This window comes from Bradyrhizobium stylosanthis, assembly GCF_001641335.1.
Lineage (GTDB): Bacteria > Pseudomonadota > Alphaproteobacteria > Rhizobiales > Xanthobacteraceae > Bradyrhizobium > Bradyrhizobium stylosanthis.
Window position 1 is genome coordinate 1,822,815 of record NZ_LVEM01000001.1, and the last position, 13,301, is coordinate 1,836,115.

General features: G+C 64.4%; 18 protein-coding genes. 7 read left to right on the forward strand and 11 right to left on the reverse strand.

All coding sequences use genetic code 11. The features are described from left to right. Positions 1-222: 222 nt before the first annotated feature. Complete coding sequence (locus tag A7X65_RS08850) at positions 223-1,785, reverse strand: winged helix-turn-helix domain-containing tetratricopeptide repeat protein (RefSeq protein ID WP_063683943.1); 1,563 nt, start codon at positions 1,783-1,785, stop codon at positions 223-225. 164 nt (positions 1,786-1,949) lie between these two features. Here A7X65_RS08850 and A7X65_RS08855 point away from each other — a divergent pair, with 164 nt between their 5' ends. Then, positions 1,950-2,222: a DUF1127 domain-containing protein gene (locus A7X65_RS08855; RefSeq protein WP_063683944.1), complete on the forward strand. Its 273-nt coding sequence runs from the start codon at positions 1,950-1,952 to the stop codon at positions 2,220-2,222. Here A7X65_RS08855 and A7X65_RS08860 read toward each other — a convergent pair. Together A7X65_RS08860 and A7X65_RS41600 are read right to left on the reverse strand one after the other, a co-directional pair. Next, a complete protein-coding gene (locus A7X65_RS08860; protein ID WP_063683946.1) occupies positions 2,219-2,923 on the reverse strand; it encodes a hypothetical protein in 705 nt (234 codons plus the stop codon). The genes A7X65_RS08855 and A7X65_RS08860 overlap by 4 nt on opposite strands. A gap of 276 nt (positions 2,924-3,199) precedes the next feature. Continuing rightward, the gene (locus A7X65_RS41600; RefSeq protein WP_007591825.1) at positions 3,200-3,349 is read right to left on the reverse strand and encodes a hypothetical protein; all 150 of its coding nucleotides are present in this window, start codon (positions 3,347-3,349) and stop codon (positions 3,200-3,202) included. A gap of 104 nt (positions 3,350-3,453) precedes the next feature. Here A7X65_RS41600 and A7X65_RS08870 point away from each other — a divergent pair, with 104 nt between their 5' ends. Continuing rightward, complete coding sequence (locus tag A7X65_RS08870; protein ID WP_063683948.1) at positions 3,454-3,924, forward strand: hypothetical protein; 471 nt, start codon at positions 3,454-3,456, stop codon at positions 3,922-3,924. A 44-nt stretch (positions 3,925-3,968) separates the two neighbouring features. Here the strand turns inward: A7X65_RS08870 and A7X65_RS08875 are convergent, their stop codons facing one another. The 4 genes from A7X65_RS08875 to A7X65_RS08890 form a co-directional block, all read right to left on the reverse strand. Then, the gene (locus tag A7X65_RS08875) at positions 3,969-4,790 is read right to left on the reverse strand and encodes a tetratricopeptide repeat protein (RefSeq protein ID WP_063684881.1); all 822 of its coding nucleotides are present in this window, start codon (positions 4,788-4,790) and stop codon (positions 3,969-3,971) included. A gap of 32 nt (positions 4,791-4,822) precedes the next feature. Beyond that, a complete protein-coding gene (locus tag A7X65_RS08880) occupies positions 4,823-5,509 on the reverse strand; it encodes a substrate-binding domain-containing protein (RefSeq protein ID WP_063683949.1) in 687 nt (228 codons plus the stop codon). A 20-nt stretch (positions 5,510-5,529) separates the two neighbouring features. Beyond that, positions 5,530-6,231, reverse strand: a complete 702-nt coding sequence (locus tag A7X65_RS08885) for a GrlR family regulatory protein (RefSeq protein ID WP_063683951.1) — start codon at positions 6,229-6,231, stop codon at positions 5,530-5,532. 197 nt (positions 6,232-6,428) lie between these two features. Further along, positions 6,429-7,463, reverse strand: coding sequence for a glutamine synthetase beta-grasp domain-containing protein (locus tag A7X65_RS08890; RefSeq protein ID WP_063683952.1), 1,035 nt, complete (start codon positions 7,461-7,463; stop codon positions 6,429-6,431). Between the two features lie 533 nt (positions 7,464-7,996). Here A7X65_RS08890 and A7X65_RS08895 point away from each other — a divergent pair. Continuing rightward, on the forward strand, positions 7,997-8,200 hold the full coding sequence (locus A7X65_RS08895) for a DUF2735 domain-containing protein (RefSeq protein ID WP_063683954.1): 204 nt from the start codon (positions 7,997-7,999) through the stop codon (positions 8,198-8,200). Between the two features lie 112 nt (positions 8,201-8,312). Here A7X65_RS08895 and A7X65_RS08900 read toward each other — a convergent pair whose 3' ends face one another. Beyond that, positions 8,313-8,639, reverse strand: a complete 327-nt coding sequence (locus A7X65_RS08900; RefSeq protein ID WP_063683956.1) for an MliC family protein — start codon at positions 8,637-8,639, stop codon at positions 8,313-8,315. An 86-nt stretch (positions 8,640-8,725) separates the two neighbouring features. On the opposite strand from A7X65_RS08900, the gene A7X65_RS08905 reads away from it, so the two are divergent. Further along, the gene (locus tag A7X65_RS08905; RefSeq protein WP_063684882.1) at positions 8,726-9,469 is read left to right on the forward strand and encodes a tyrosine-protein phosphatase; all 744 of its coding nucleotides are present in this window, start codon (positions 8,726-8,728) and stop codon (positions 9,467-9,469) included. Between the two features lie 15 nt (positions 9,470-9,484). Here A7X65_RS08905 and A7X65_RS08910 read toward each other — a convergent pair whose 3' ends face one another. After that, positions 9,485-10,204: an SGNH/GDSL hydrolase family protein gene (locus tag A7X65_RS08910; RefSeq protein WP_063683958.1), complete on the reverse strand. Its 720-nt coding sequence runs from the start codon at positions 10,202-10,204 to the stop codon at positions 9,485-9,487. A gap of 119 nt (positions 10,205-10,323) precedes the next feature. On the opposite strand from A7X65_RS08910, the gene A7X65_RS08915 reads away from it, so the two are divergent. Further along, the gene (locus A7X65_RS08915; protein WP_063684883.1) at positions 10,324-11,004 is read left to right on the forward strand and encodes an SDR family oxidoreductase; all 681 of its coding nucleotides are present in this window, start codon (positions 10,324-10,326) and stop codon (positions 11,002-11,004) included. Here A7X65_RS08915 and A7X65_RS08920 read toward each other — a convergent pair whose 3' ends face one another. Further along, positions 11,005-11,352: a GrlR family regulatory protein gene (locus A7X65_RS08920; RefSeq protein ID WP_063683960.1), complete on the reverse strand. Its 348-nt coding sequence runs from the start codon at positions 11,350-11,352 to the stop codon at positions 11,005-11,007. A gap of 128 nt (positions 11,353-11,480) precedes the next feature. On the opposite strand from A7X65_RS08920, the gene A7X65_RS08925 reads away from it, so the two are divergent. Both A7X65_RS08925 and A7X65_RS08930 read left to right on the forward strand, forming a co-directional pair. After that, on the forward strand, positions 11,481-12,167 hold the full coding sequence (locus tag A7X65_RS08925) for a DUF2161 domain-containing phosphodiesterase (protein WP_063683962.1): 687 nt from the start codon (positions 11,481-11,483) through the stop codon (positions 12,165-12,167). 95 nt (positions 12,168-12,262) lie between these two features. Further along, on the forward strand, positions 12,263-12,568 hold the full coding sequence (locus tag A7X65_RS08930; RefSeq protein WP_063683963.1) for a hypothetical protein: 306 nt from the start codon (positions 12,263-12,265) through the stop codon (positions 12,566-12,568). 79 nt (positions 12,569-12,647) lie between these two features. On the opposite strand, the gene A7X65_RS08935 is transcribed toward A7X65_RS08930, so the two are convergent. Continuing rightward, positions 12,648-13,259, reverse strand: coding sequence for a GNAT family N-acetyltransferase (locus tag A7X65_RS08935; protein WP_063683965.1), 612 nt, complete (start codon positions 13,257-13,259; stop codon positions 12,648-12,650). Positions 13,260-13,301: the final 42 nt, after the last annotated feature.

Here is a 13,301-nt window from a genome sequence, read left to right on the forward strand (position 1 = left end):
TCGCCGGTGCGGCCGGCTTTGACGAGCGATCCTACGGCGCCACTTCCGCGTTCAAAACGAACACGTTGAAACTGACGCCCGTTCGCTCGGGTGATCCGATCCTATGACGACAAACGCACGCTGAGAAGTCGCGAAATCATTCCAGCGTCGGTGGACCTTCCGGGACAAGCGCCGACCAGGCGAGCCCCGGGCCCTTGCTTCGAATGCCGATCAGCTCGGGGGTCACTCGGGCAACCCCGCCTTCCGGAGACCCTCGATCAATCGCTTCGCCTTGGCCTGACCACCGCGGCCGATATAGGTCGATATCGTAAAGGTGGGATCGTGCTCGATCACGCCGGCCGCCGCCTCGCGCGCCTGCGCGTCATGGCCGAGATGCGCAAAAGCGCTCGCCAGGCACCGGTACGACGCCGCATGAGCGGGATTCTGACGAACAGCTTTCTTTGCTGCCATGACCGCCTCGTCAAAACGGCCGAGTTCGATAAGGGCCATCGCCATTCCGATGAGCGACCGGTGCAGTTGCGGATCGACCGGGCTCAAGCGAAAGGCATGTTCGAAGTTTCTGATCGCCTCTTCCGGCTGCCCCGCAATCCGGTACACCCAGCCTCTGGCATGCCATGCGACAAATGAGTTCGGGTTGAGTGCGACCGCACGATCCGCCATCTCGATCTCGCTTTCCCAATCGCCGACCATGAAGGCCGAGACGACGGCAGCGTGAGCCAGCGTTGCCGGGTCGCTGTCGTCGATATTCAGCGCCAGGCGAAAATGGCGAATGGCTTCCCTGCGATCGAATTGAGGATCGACGGAGTAGCCCATGGTCACATTGAGCGAGTGGCAGGAAGCTGCCAAACCAGCCGCCAAGGCGAACCGGGGGTCCTGCTCCAGGGCATTGTGCGTGAGCCTTATCGCCTCTGCGATCCCTTCGCGGGTGGAGGCGGAATAATGCGGCAAAGCCCGCAGATAGAAATCATAGGCCGTAAGGTTCTCCGGCCGCCGCCGCGTCGCCAACGCGATTTCAGTTTGAAGCAATTTCGGCTCGATGGCCGAGACCACGGCAACGGCGACCTCGTCCTGAAGGGCGAACACGTCCGTCAGGTCGCGCTCGAACCTGTCGGCCCAGATGTGTGCGCCCGTCACCGCATCGATCAACTGCCCGGTGATGCGAACCTTGCCCGGCGACTTGCGAACAGACCCCTCGAGAACATAACGCACGCCGAGGCTGCGGCCGACCTCCTTGATGTCGACTGCCCTGCCCTTGAACGTGAAGCTCGAGTTACGCGCGATGACGAACAGCCATTTGAACCGCGACAGCGCGGTGGTGATCTCTTCGACCATGCCATCGGCAAAGTACTGCTGCTCGGGATCGCCGCTCATGTTCTCGAAGGACAATACGGCGATCGAAGGCTTGTCTGGCAGCGCAAGCGCGGCCTTTGACGAATCCGCGTCACCGGAGTGAGCCGTGGCGGCAGGCGGCCTGTCCTCCTCGCGAACCACGCCGACGAAACGAAAGCCCTTTCGCGGCAGCGTCTTGATCAGGCGTTGCTCCTCGCCGGAATCGCCGATCGCGCTCCGGGCCGCGTTGAGGCGGGTCGTCAGGGCGACGTCGGACACGATACGTCCGCTCCAGATGGCGTTGACCAAATCGTCTTTGCTGACGACGCGCTCCCTTTGCCGGATCAGGTAACCGAGCAGGTCGAAAACCTGCGGTGCGGTCGGGACGATATGGGACCCACGGCGGAGCTCGCATCGGTCGGTGTCGAGATCGTAGTCCTCGAAGAAATAGCGCACGCTACCGCTCCCTCGTCACCTCACGGGTCGCCTCACACGCTCCGGCACTGTCGGGAAACGAAAGAATATGCCGCCGGTAAGGAAAATGTAAGCCGGATGTCAAGCGCATCCCGGAGCGTCCGGGCATCCTTGCCTTGTCGAGGCAGATACCGGGGAGATTTCAGATGGCTACAACCTTCGATATGTCCACGTCGCGCCGGACGCTCACGCCAGTTCGACTTGGGTCGGCTCGCTTTGGGCTGGTTCGCTTTGGGCTGGACCTGCTCACCAATTGCCGCGCTGCTCTTCGCGAAAGGCACGAACGCCGGCGGGTCACGGCCCGGCTGGACGGCCTGAGCGACATGGCGCTCCACGATATCGGCATCTCGCGCGGCGAGATCGACTACGTCGCCGCGAACCGGGCTGTCGATCCAAGAGGCGCCCGATCCGCTCCCTAAGCCCGCCGCATCAGCTTGAGCGAAGCCGCAAGGCGCAGGCTGCGCTTGCCGGCGAGCGCGATGCCTTCGAGCTCGCCGCTGTCTTCCGTGCAGGTCCCGGAGAAGCCGATCCCGACCTCGAAGCCGCCGAACACGGGGTTCTCGCCTTTGGCCGGCGTGTGCTCCTGGTTCAGCATCTCGCCCTTCCAGCGGCCGTCCGCCGAGGAATAGGAGCCGAGATAGTAGAAGAACGCATCGCCGCCGAGGATGCGGCCGTCGATCAGCAGCATCACGCCGGACAGCCCGGCATCGACCCCGTCGAGCGCCCGCAGGCTCATCCCGTAGAGCCCGTTGGCGATGCCGCCCTGCCCGATCGCGCCGCGCGGCGGCAGCGCCCCATCGTCGAGCCGGGTCAAATTGGCCCAGAAATGGGCGCCCGGCATCGTGTTCGCACCGCCCTGCAGGCGGATCTCGTTGCCGTGCAGCCGGCCCCGCGCCCCGATCGAGGCGACGTCCGCTCCCATCAGCGGCTTGTAGCCGGGATCGAGGTTATGCCGCTCGGTGATGACCTCGGCGACGATCTCGCCATCCTGCTCGGAATAGGTACCGAGATGCGCAAAGCCCGAATTGCCGCCCAGCATCTTGCCGTCGTGCAGGCACATGATGCTGCGGCCGAACGCATCGTTGACGCCGTATTCAACCTTGTAGAGTCCGTCCAGCAATGCAATGCGCCCGCAAATCCAAAAAGAATCGCCGGCTACCTAGCATTGCTGCCGCAGCGATTCCACCCGGCTTTTCCGCGCAGGGCCCTTCAGGGCTCGCTTCGAGGCTCCCTAGGGCCGCGCTCTGCCACCTCGCCATTATGCCCCTGTTTTGCCCGACGGGTCAAATCGGCTTCGTAAAATCAGCAGAACGGGATTTCGCTGTAATGTCAGGGCCCCGGCTACTGTGCATGGGGTTGTTTTCGGCATTTTGTTTTGGCGGGCCGTCCGGGCGCTTCAGTGCCGCTTGAAATACTGCACCTCACGCTCGTGCTTCTCGGCCGCCGCGCGGCTCCTGAAGGTGCCGAGGTTTCGGCGCTTGCCGGTCTTCGGGTTCACCTTGCGTGAGTAAAGGCGGTACTCGCCGGATGCCAGCTTGCGGATCATGGTCACCTCTCCCGCTTGTCGGGGTTCAACGGTCCTTGCTGGAGCTGGTTCCTCCTCCCCGAGGCGGCTTCGAACCATCAGGCGCAGGCGCGCGACCAAGGGGCATGAACCAGACGTCGAACCAGACAGAGCCATCCCCCGAAGAGCAGATCGCGGAATTCGTCGCGAGCGCAGCGAAGCAGCCGCTGCTCGATGCCGCCTTCGAACTCTGGCGCTGGCGCTACCGATTGAATTCGATCGAGGGACGCCCGACCGCCGAGGAGGTCCGCATCAATCGCACCCTCACGCCGCAGCAGATGGGCGAGAAATACCGCTATGACCGCGACCACGCCCATGAGGGGCCGATGTTCGGCTATCTCAAGCGCGCCCATCCCCGCGCCGATGACGATGCGATCCGCAAGGCCATCATCACCGCCGTCAAGTTCGAGGGCGCGACTGAGGCGCATTTCAAATGGGATGGCGACTTCTGGGCCTGTGTCGTGCGCGCCGTCTCGCAGGCCGCCGCGGAGTATCCGGACTTCCTCGAGACGACCTATCGCGACGCCCGCAACAATCTCGCCTACTACATGAAGTGAGCTGAGACAGCGTCGCCCTCGCCTCTGTCGAAGCGAGAGCCGGCTCAGAAGCACAGCGTGGTGACGAGCTTGCCCTGCTTGTCCTTGATCGCATAGGGGCAGCGAAGCCGCTCCAGCGCCTTCTTGGCGTCCTCGTCGCCGAGCGCAGCGGCGCGCTCGTAATAGGCCTTCGCGGCGTCCTTGTCCTTGGGACCGCCGCGGCCTTCCTGCGTGAAGGCGCCCATCCGCTCCAGCGCAGCGGGATGGTTCTGCGCCGCCGCCTTCTCGAACAGCGCGCGTGCCGCGACGTCGTCCTTGGCGCCGCCAGTGCCTTCGGACAGCATCAGGCCGAGCTGATATTGCGCCTCCGCGTTGGTTTCTGCGGCTTTGCCGAGCAGCGCACGGGCCTGCGCGGGATCGGCCGGTGCCGCGCCACCTGCGCCGCCGAGCGCGGCAAGGTTGCTGACGCCGCGGGGATTGCCCGACTGCGCCGCCTTCTCGAACAATTTGCGCGCCTGCGCTTCGTCCTTGGCAACGCCGGCGCCGGTGCCGTAGAGCACGCCGAGCTCGACCATCGCCGCGCTCGATCCCTTGTCGGCCGCCTTGCGCCAGGCGGCGATCGCCTCCGCCGTCTGCCGGTTCGCCGCGTAAGCGCGCCCCAGCTCGAACATCGCACGGCGCGAGGATGATGCTGCCTGCTTGCAGAACTTGATGGCGGTCGCAACGTCGGACGCCGCGATCTCCGCAACGCCTCTCACGTCGGCCGGCTTGTCGGGATCGCTGGGGTCGGCGGCGACCCGGTCGCACAGGACGAGGTCGGCCGATTGCGCATGCGCCGCGAGGGGCGCGGCGAGCGCGAAGACGATGGCAAGGAGATAAGTCCGCATGGCCGCCACGTTGCGTCCCCGCTCCGGCAAATTCAAGGCTCGAGTCCCGATTGGCGCAGCACGGGCACGACGTCCGGAGATGCGAGGTAGCGCAGCAGCCGATCGGCCGCGTCGGCATGCTTCGCATTCGCCATGCGCCCGGCGGAGAACACCGCCGGCGTCTGCAGCTCGTGCGGGACCGGGCCCACCACCTCAATGCCACCGACCTGCTTCAGCTCGCTGATCTGCTGCACGGCAAGGTCGGCCTCGCCGCTGACCAGCCGCTCGGCCGTAAATCCCTGCTCGACGACGGTGGCCTTCGCGTTGATCTCGGCCGCGATCCCCATCCGCACGATCAACTGGGCGAAGTACACGCCGCTCGCACCAAGCCGCGAATAGGCGACGGACCGCGCCGCAAGCAGCGTCTGGCGCAACGCGGCCTCCGTCGCGATATCGGGATGCGCCTGCCCCGCAAGCACGGCGATGCCGACATAGGAGCGCGCGAGGTCGGCCGCGCCGTCCGCGATCACGCGGCGCTCGGCGATCATCTCATCTAACCCCTCGCGGGTGAGGATGACGAGATCGGCGGCCTCCTCCGCGCGTAGCCGCTTGAGCAGCGCCAGAGTCGGCGCGTAGTCCGCATCGACACGAATGCCGCTGGCGGCCTCGAACGCGGAGGACAGGCTCCGCATCGCGCCCATCAGGCCGAGCGTCGAGAGCATGCGAATGGTGTTGGTCATGTGGATTCCCGAAAGTGCGATCAGGCGCGGTGGATCAGCTTGAGCGCGGCAGTGAGGCGCAAGGATCGCTTGCCGGCCAGCGCCGTCGCCTCCAGCACCGCCTCCTCCGCATCATACGAGCCGGAGAAGCCGATGCCGACCTCGTGGCCGCCGAAGATCGGATCGTCCTTGGCCGGCGTGTGCTCCTGGTTGAGGATCTGGCCCTTCCAGCGGCCCTTCGCGGCGGTGTAGCTGCCGAGATAGTAGAACGCCGCATCGCCGCCGAGGATGCGGCCCTGGTTGAGCAGCATCACGCCGCTGAGGCCGCCGTCGACGCCGTCGAGCATGCGCAGGTGGATCGAGTAGAGGCCGTCGGCAATGCCGTCCGCACCGACGCTGCCGGCGATCGGCACTTCGTCTTCGGTGATCGGCGTCATCAGCGACTGGAACGGCACGCCCGGCAGCTCCTTCAACTCGCCCTTGAGGCGATAGAGATCGCCGTCGGCCCAGCCCTTTGCGATCAAGGTCGCATCATCCGTGCCGGCCATGGCGCGGTAATTCGGATCGGGGTTGTGGCGGACGGTCTTGATGACGATGTCGACGCCGGCTTCGGTTCGCTCATAGGTGCCGATATGGGCGAACGCCGTATTGCCGCCCAGCAGCTTGCCGTTCGCCACATGCATCACGCTCCGGCCGACCGCGTTGCCGAGCTGAAATCTCGTCTTGTAGAAACCCTCAAACACCAGCCGTCCCCGGCCCCGCGCGTATCCTGGCAGCACTCTATCCCGCTTTGGGCGGCGATGGACAGGCTTTGGGCCAGCATGGCCGGCAGACCCACAACAACGGCTGTCACCAGAATGCAAAAATCCGCCGGAGCGTTGCCGCTCCGGCGGATTGAGATCCAACCCAGGCCAGCCCCCCAGCCCGGGCCGGGAGGATCTTAGGCCGCGGCCTTCTTGTCAGCCGGGACCGACGCGATCGTCTTCAGGATCTGCGAAGCGATCTGGTATGGGTCGCCTTGCGAGTTCGGACGGCGGTCTTCCAGATAGCCCTTGTAGCCGTTGTTGACGAAGGAGTGCGGAACGCGGATCGAGGCGCCGCGATCGGCAACGCCGTAGCTGAACTTGTTCCACGGCGCGGTCTCGTGCTTGCCGGTCAGACGCTTGTCGTTGTCCGGGCCGTAGACGGCGATGTGGTCCATCAGGTTCTTGTCGAAGGCGGCCATCAGGGCCTCGAAGTACTCCTTGCCGCCGACCGTACGCATGTACTCGGTGGAGAAGTTGGCGTGCATGCCCGAGCCGTTCCAGTCGGTGTCGCCGAGCGGCTTGCAGTGGAACTCGATGTCGATGCCGTACTTCTCGGTGAGGCGCAGCATCAGGTAGCGGGCCATCCACATTTCGTCAGCGGCCTTCTTGGAGCCCTTGCCGAAGATCTGGAATTCCCACTGGCCCTTCGCGACTTCCGCGTTGATGCCTTCGTGGTTGATGCCGGCCGCGAGGCAGAGGTCGAGATGCTCTTCGACGATCTTGCGGGCGACGTCGCCGACGTTCGAATAGCCGACGCCGGTGTAGTACGGACCCTGCGGGGCCGGATAGCCGGCCTCGGGGAAGCCGAGCGGACGGCCGTTCTTGTAGAAGAAGTATTCCTGCTCGAAGCCGAACCAGGCGCCGGCATCGTCGAGGATGGTGGCGCGCTTGTTGGAGGCGTGCGGGGTCTTGCCGTCGGGCATCATGACTTCGCACATCACCAGCACGCCGTTGGTGCGCGCGCCGTCCGGGAACACGGCGACGGGCTTCAGCACGCAATCGGAGCTGTGGCCTTCGGCCTGCTGGGTGGAGGAGCCATCGAAGCCCCAGAGCGGAAGCTGCTCGAGCGTCGGGAACGACGCGAATTCCTTGATCTGAGTTTTGCCGCGCAAGTTCGGAGTCGGCGTATATCCGTCGAGCCAGATGTACTCGAGCTTATACTTGGTCATTGAGCCTCTCTGTAGATGATGCGAAAGGTGGGGTTGAGAGCCCCGCACGTTTGTACCCGGCCATCATCGGCCAGCCCCCTACAAGCATTTTACGTGCCAAAAGGACGCAGCCTGGGAGGTTTTCCACCGCGGCCGATCCGGCCGGCTCACGGCCGATCGTCCACAGCGGCCTGCGTCATAGCCGCGCACCTTCGCGTGAAGCTGCACCGCAAAAATCCCGCGGAAAACGCCTGATTCTGGAGCAGGCCAGCGGGTGCCGGAAGTTGCCGATGAAACGCGCATCAACGTCCGGCAATTTTCGCAAAGCATCCGCCCCCTGCCTAGCAACCTTTGGAATGGCCCAGGCGTTAGCCACTCAGGCGGTGCCTTGGGGGGTGCAGCCACTCGCTTGCTCAAAAATTGGGCGGAAACTGATTTCCTTTTCAGCACTTCCCAATCCGGGAGCCGCGGCCGATATGGGGATTCCAGTAACCACAATCGAACGAGTCGAGCGCACCATGGAGGCCAAGGCGCTTCGACCAAGGAGAATCGCAATGATGAACAATGGTCTGAGTCACGGATCTGCGAAGATCTACCAATTCCCCGTCGGGGGCCGCGCGGCTCTCGCCGGACGCCGCTATGGCGAGACCCGCCTTCCCGCCGATCAGCTTTCGCTTCCCGCGAACGTCTCGATCTGCAGCGATAGCTGGTACCACCAAGACGCGGTCGACGAAGCCAAGCCCAAATGGGAACGATGATGCCAGTTGCCGGTTTGGTACCGCCCCGCGCTCGCAAGCGGCCGGCGGCAGTTTGAAAAAGGGTCGAAACAACGGTGTTTCGGCCCTTTTTGATTCCAGGATTCCCTCCCGGCTAGATCCCGGGCTTCTCGACCGTCGTACAGGTCGTGACCGGCCGCTTCAGGTGCTTCACCGTGATGGGCCCGGTCTTGGGAATCCTCAGCGTGACCCCCGCCCCCGAATAGCGCGCACCTGAGACCGCCAGCCGCTTGGCGAGCGTGACAGGCTCGCCGTCGATCTGGAGGAACGCGCGCTTGTCGTAGTCATAAAACCCCACGATGAACTGCGTACCATCGGCACAGCGGTAGGTCTTGAAGGTCTGCGCATCGGCCTGCCACGCACCGGAAATTCCGCCCGCCAGCATGATGGTCGCTAAAACAATGGCCTTGTGCCGGCCCATGATCGCCCCCTGTAATAGACCTCAAGGACGCCAGACGTGCGTCCGGTGGAACCATAACCCAAGCTGAGCCCATGCAAGACTCTTCCCTGAAAGACTCCCCTGCCCGTCATCTCGCCCTTCAAGGCGCCAGCAATTTCCGCGACCTCGGCGGCTACAAGACCGTCGACGGCCGCACCACGCGCTGGCGGCACATCTTCCGCTCCAACCATCTCGGCCAGCTCACCGCAGCCGATGTCGAGATCGTTCGCGCGCTCGGCGTGCGTAGCGCCTTCGATTTCCGTGGCGTCGAGGAGCGCACGTCCGGCGTCTGTGTCGTGAACGAGATCACCGTGCATTCGCTGCCGATCGAGCCGACGGTGGTGGTGGCGCTGCGCGCCGAGCTCGCCGGGGGGACGCTGACCGCAGCGGTCGCGCTCGAGCTCATGCGCGAGTCCTATCGCAACTATGTCCGCCACAACACGCACAGCTTCCGCATGCTGTTCGGCCATCTGCTGGAGGACCGCGCGCCGCTTGTGATCCACTGCACCGCCGGCAAGGACCGCACCGGCTTTGCCAGCGCGCTGATCCTGCATGCGCTCGGTGTGCCCGATGACGTCATTGCCGAGGACTATCTGCTGACCAACCGGCACTACAAGCGCGACGCGACGGCGGCCACCGACCTTCCCGAGGACGTCCGCAACGCCATCGGCAATGTCGAGGCGTCGTATCTTGCGGCCGCATTCGAGGCCGTCGGCAAGGAGTATGGCGATCTCGAAACCTATCTGCGCGACGGGCTCAAGCTCGGCACCGCGGAGCGGACCGCGCTGAAGGAGCGTTACCTGCAGGCGTGATCCGCGGCGGCAGCCTCAGGCCATCGGCCCGAGGGCCTTGATGATGGTGTTCTTGAGCGCCAGGGACACTTGTTGGGTGCTCCAATCGTTCTGGTGCAGCTTGTCGGGATCACCCGTGTCGATCAATTGCTCGAACGAGACATTGTTCTGCACGTGCCAATGCCGCATCAGCGACCAGCGCTGAAACAAATTCACTTCGGCCTCGTTGGCGGCTTCGCGGATCAGCCGGACCATCTTGTCAGCGAGCTCAGCGCGGTCGTCCCAAAGCATCTTCGTCACATATTGCGGATCGATCATCAGAACCTCGAAGCCGCGCGCGCGTAGTTGCGCCAGGCCCTTCCTGATGTTCCCGGCGACCACATCCACGTCGTATTTGTCGTTGTGAAAGACCGCGTTGGTTCCGACCTGCCAGATGACCAATGCCGGATCGTCACGAAAAATATCGGCCTCGAAGCGTCCGAGCTCCTCGTTTGCCTCTTCGCCGCCCTTGCCCCGGTTCAGCACGTCGATCCGGATGTCCGGCCGCTGCACCACGTCCTTGAAGTACTGCCGCAAATACATCTCCAGCCGATACGGATACGGGACGACATCGGCCCGTCCAGCCGTTGACGACGAGCCCATGGCGACGATGCGCACGGGTCCCTTGCCGTCCAACGCCTGTCGAAGCCGCATCAGCGGATATTTGAGGTCGACGATCGCAGCGGGAAATTCGATGGTCGGCAAATTGTCGGGCATGAAATGGCCTCCTCGACGATCTAAAGTTGCATTTATAGCCCAGTCCTGGAGTTGCCGCCATTGCAAGCGCAATTCACCCCGCGCAATAGTCGGTGAAGGTTCAAATGACGGAGAGCACCGTGCAGGGAAAAGTCATTGTCGTGACCGGCGCGCTCGGCGCGCTCGGCAAGGTGGTCGCCGAGACCGCGCAGGCACGCGGCGCGCGCATCGCCGGTATCGACCATGCGCCCTCGCAAATCCCCGCAACGACAGAGCGCATCGAAATCGGCGGTGTCAACCTGTCCGATGCAATACAGGCGAAGAACGCCGTCGATGCGGCCGCAAAGCATTTCGGTCGGCTCGACGCATTGATCAACATCGCCGGCGGCTTTGCCTTCGAGACGGTCGGCGACGGCGACATCAAGACGTGGCAACGCATGCATGCGCTGAACGTGCTCACCGCGCTCAACGCCTCGCACGCGGCACTGCCGCACCTCGCCGCCTCCAAGGCCGGCCGCATCGTCAATATCGGCGCCATGGGTGCGCTTCAGGCCGGCTCCGGCATGGGTCCCTATGCGGCTTCGAAGGCCGGCGTGCACCGCCTCACCGAGGCATTGGCGAGCGAGTGGAAGGGCAAGGTCACGGTCAACGCCGTGCTGCCGTCGATCATCGACACCAAGGCCAACCGCGCCGACATGCCGAAAACCGACTTTTCCAAATGGGTGACGCCGCAGGAGCTCGCCGAGGTCATCCTGTTTCTTGTCAGCGACGCCGCAAGCGGCATCACGGGCGCGCTGATCCCGGTCGGCGGGCGGGTGTAATCAATCCGGCACCAGCAGCCGTAGATTACCCTTGAAACGAATGCTCTGCTTGCCCGCGAGCGCAATGCCTTCGCCGTACGCGGTCTCGTCATTGTAGGTGCCGCTGAAGCCGATGGTCACGACCTTGCGGCCCCATACCGGGCGCTCGTCGAACGAAGGCGAGTGCTCCTCGTTGGTCAGTTCGCCTTTCCATTTGCCGTCGGCCGAGGTGTAGCTGCCGTAGGCGAAGAAGAATGAATCGCCGCCCCGCATGGTACCGTCGCGCAGCACCATGACGCCCTGGTTGCCGCCCTGGACGGCGTCCAGCATCTCGATGCGGATGTGATAGAGCCCATTCCTGATCGTCATCTTTGCAAGGTGCCCGACTGTCCCGTTCGCAGGATAGCCGCACCATCGGTTCCCGGGCAAATGCCGGGGGAGCCCGAAGTCCGATCCGGGCTAGACTGCCCGCAACTGATTCTCCGATCGGACCACCCGTGGAAACCGCGCTTTATCTACCCGTCAAACGCTTCCTCGAAGAGCTCGGCTTCACCGTGAAAGGCGAGATCGGCGGCTGCGATCTCGTTGGGCTCAGCGCAGGCGATCCGCCCGTCGTGGTGATCGGCGAGCTCAAGCTCGCCTTCAATCTCGAGCTGATCCTGCAGGCGGTCGACCGCGCGCCGGCCGGCGACGAGGTCTGGATCGCCGCGAAAATGTCCGTGCGCGGCAAGGGACGCGAGAGCGACGCGCGCTACCGCAATCTCTGCCGGCGGCTCGGCTTCGGGATGCTCGGGGTCACCGACCGCGGCCAGGTTGAGGTGCTGGTGAAACCGCCGACGGCGGCCCCGCGCCGCGAGCCGAAGATTCGCTCGCGACTCGTGGCCGAACACCAGCGCCGCCAGGGCGATCCGGCGCTCGGCGGCAGCACCCGGGCACCGATCATGACGGCCTACCGGCAGCAGGCGCTCGCCTGCGCCGCGGCACTCGCCGAGGGACCGCAGCGCGTGCGCGATCTGCGCGAGCGCTGTCCCGATGCCGGCAAGATCTTGCTTAACAATGTGTATGGTTGGTTCGAGCGGGCCGAGCGGGGAATTTACGGGCTGACCGCGGCCGGACATGCCGCCCTGAAACGCTGGCCGCAACAAAGCGTTGCGATCGCTGCGGGTGCGGCGTCACCGCCCTGACACCCGACCGGTGCATAGCTGTGATGCCACATTGATTTCATATTGCAATGCAACATCTCCAGCACTAGGTATCCCGGCATCGAAACGAGGCCGTTATGAGCGCAGACTGGAATACCAAATATGGCACGCGGCGCGTGCGTCACGATCCGCCCACCCTGGACGAGGCGATCTTCGCCGCCGTCGGTATCACCGACGACCAGGAGCAGCAGGCCGAGATCGCCGCAGCCCTGATGGGCATGCCGCTCGATGTCGTCCAGGCCGAGGTCAAGAAGCAGGCCCGCACCAACAGCCGCATCACCGCGACGCGCGTGATCGCCGGCGAACAGGGCGCCCAGCGCTCGGTGGTGGTGGAGCGCCGCGTCGTCCGCCGCTTCAGCACCGCGACGCGCACCGGCACCTGAGCTCTCATTTCGCGATCCCAATACAAAAGCGGACCGGTTTTGCCGGTCCGCTTTTTGATTCCAATATCCGCTTCTGAATTCAGGCGGCGCGATTGCCGTACATGCTGGAGATGATCTTCCAGCACGTTGAGTTGAAGCTGAGCAGAGCACGACCAGCCTTGAAGGGCGAGGCCGCGAGATCGGCGAGCTCGTCTTCGGTGGTCTTGACCAGATCGATCGTGCCGGTCGATTCGCCATGCCGGAACTGCAGGTGCGCTCCGAACTTCCTGGCGAGCGCCCGCATCGCGTGGTTCTCGGCGCCGGTGGTGATGCGCAGGCGCTTGTAGCCCTTCCAGCGCGCTTCCGCGATCAGCCGGCTGAACAACACGGTGCCGACGTTCTGGCGGCGCGCGGAGGCTTCCACGCTGAAGGCCACCTCGGGCAGCGAATCGCCCTCCGGCGGATGCAGCTCGGCCGCACCGCGGACCACGCCGTCGACGATATAGGCGACGATTACGGTGCCGTCCTCGGCGCAACGCGCGGCGTAGCGCTCGATGAAGCTGTCGTCGAGAAAGCCGTTGAAACGGTCGTGCCGGCTTTCGGCATCGAGTCTGAGCAGGTGATCGCGCAGAAGCGGCAACTCTTCCTGCTGGCTCAGGGTCCGCACATAGCCCTGGACGGACGGCGCGCGAACGGTGTCTTCAAGTACCACGTCAAAACTCCTCTTGGTGTCCCTCGAGGAGGCGTTCGAATC

Coding starts and splice junctions, on each gene's coding strand:
- A7X65_RS08855 (WP_063683944.1), top strand. CDS start 1,950: ATGGCTACAACCTTCGATATGTCCACGTCGCGCCGGACGCTCACGCCA.
- A7X65_RS41600 (WP_007591825.1), bottom strand. CDS start 3,349: ATGATCCGCAAGCTGGCATCCGGCGAGTACCGCCTTTACTCACGCAAG.
- A7X65_RS08870 (WP_063683948.1), top strand. CDS start 3,454: ATGAACCAGACGTCGAACCAGACAGAGCCATCCCCCGAAGAGCAGATC.
- A7X65_RS08875 (WP_063684881.1), bottom strand. CDS start 4,790: ATGCGGACTTATCTCCTTGCCATCGTCTTCGCGCTCGCCGCGCCCCTC.
- A7X65_RS08880 (WP_063683949.1), bottom strand. CDS start 5,509: ATGACCAACACCATTCGCATGCTCTCGACGCTCGGCCTGATGGGCGCG.
- A7X65_RS08890 (WP_063683952.1), bottom strand. CDS start 7,463: ATGACCAAGTATAAGCTCGAGTACATCTGGCTCGACGGATATACGCCG.
- A7X65_RS08895 (WP_063683954.1), top strand. CDS start 7,997: ATGATGAACAATGGTCTGAGTCACGGATCTGCGAAGATCTACCAATTC.
- A7X65_RS08900 (WP_063683956.1), bottom strand. CDS start 8,639: ATGGGCCGGCACAAGGCCATTGTTTTAGCGACCATCATGCTGGCGGGC.
- A7X65_RS08910 (WP_063683958.1), bottom strand. CDS start 10,204: ATGCCCGACAATTTGCCGACCATCGAATTTCCCGCTGCGATCGTCGAC.
- A7X65_RS08920 (WP_063683960.1), bottom strand. CDS start 11,352: ATGACGATCAGGAATGGGCTCTATCACATCCGCATCGAGATGCTGGAC.
- A7X65_RS08930 (WP_063683963.1), top strand. CDS start 12,263: ATGAGCGCAGACTGGAATACCAAATATGGCACGCGGCGCGTGCGTCAC.